Here is a 1559-nt window from a genome sequence, read left to right on the forward strand (position 1 = left end):
ATAGTAGTAAATTAAGAGAGGGTTTCCATTCACTCACCTCAAAAACAATGATCATGGAAACAAGACCTCAAAAGCCCTCCACGACCACTCAAAAGCAAACACCTGAGAACTTTGTAAAGGACGTACGAAGGAAAGCCCGGCGCATTTTCTCCTCTGAACAAAAGATCCTCATTGTTATGGAAGCCCTCAGGGGCGAAGACTCTGTTGCTGCGATCTGCAGAAAGCATGGCATTGCAGAATCAGTATTTTACAAGTGGAACAAAGAGTTCCTGGAAGCAGGTAAAAAGCGCCTCTCCGGCGATACTACCCGAGAAGCCACCTCGGATGAAGTTGCAGAACTGCGCAAAGAGAACCAGAAGTTAAAAGAAATGGTAGCCGACCTGATGCTACGTTATGACATCGTAAAAAAAAGCTTGGAATATCTGGGTTAAGTGAAAACTGGAGGAAGTATATGCGCATCAGTGCTGCAGAAAAGCAGGAGATCATCCAGCTGGTTGACCGATCCGAGCTGGGCGTAAACAAAACGCTTCAGCAGTTGGGCATTGCCAAGAGCACATTTTATAACTGGTATAAGGCATACCTGGAAAAAGGAAGTGAAGGCCTTGCCGCACAAAAGAAAACACGTCGGCAGTGGAACTCAATTCCCGAGGAGCAAAAGCAGTTGGTGGTGGAAGTGGCCTTGGATCACCCGGAGCTATCGCCAAGGGAGCTTGCCTGCAGGCTTACCGACGAGCAAGAGGTATTCATTTCTGAATCAAGTGTTTACCGCATCCTCAAAGCTAAAGGCCTGGTCACTACACCTCAGCACATCCTGCTTTCGGCAGGTGATGAGTTCAGCGACAAGACACACTTTGTACATCAAATGTGGCAAACGGACTTTACTTATCTCAAGGTACTTGGCTGGGGCTGGTATTATCTGTCGACCATCCTGGATGATTATAGCCGGTTTATTGTGCACTGGGAGCTCTGCAGGGGCATGACAGCCGAAGATGTAAAACGCACTGTTGATCACGCTATGAGTAAAGCAGGACTGGCAAAGCACCAGCGGCCCAGACTACTTTCAGATAATGGCTCTTGTTATGTGGCAGCAGACTTGAAAACGTTTTTAAAGGACAAAGGCATCACACCGGTGCATGGCAGGCAATGTCACCCGCAAACCCAGGGAAAGATTGAGCGCTATCATAGAAGTATGAAAAATGTAGTTAAGCTGGATCATTACTATTGTCCGGAAGAACTCATTGCTGCATTGGAGCAGTTTGTACACTACTACAACAATCAGCGCTATCATGAGTCGCTGGACAATGTAACTCCAGCGGATGTTTACTGGGGAAGAAAAGAGCAGATCCTCAAACGTCGAAAAAGGATCAAAAAGCAGTCCCTGGCAAAAAGAAAAGAACTGTACCAAATGGAGAAACTGAAAACTTAATCCAAACCCTTTTGAATACTCCGCCGGAGGCATCTTTTTCACCAACGACATACTAAAAATCAAACAAAAATCACGAACTTAACCCAGCAAAACCCTCTCTAAGAACTAGTCCACTTTCTTTTGACGACATACA

1 pseudogene is annotated in these 1559 nt (G+C 45.9%); it reads left to right on the forward strand.

Annotated features, from left to right (window positions below):
• Positions 1–53 precede the first annotated feature (53 nt).
• Positions 54–1426: pseudogene (locus tag DRJ53_RS20970) on the forward strand (IS3 family transposase).
• Positions 1427–1559 lie beyond the last annotated feature (133 nt).

Origin of the sequence: Paracnuella aquatica (assembly GCF_003332885.2) — a bacterium.
GTDB classification, from domain to species: Bacteria; Bacteroidota; Bacteroidia; order Chitinophagales; family Chitinophagaceae; genus Flavisolibacter; species Flavisolibacter aquaticus.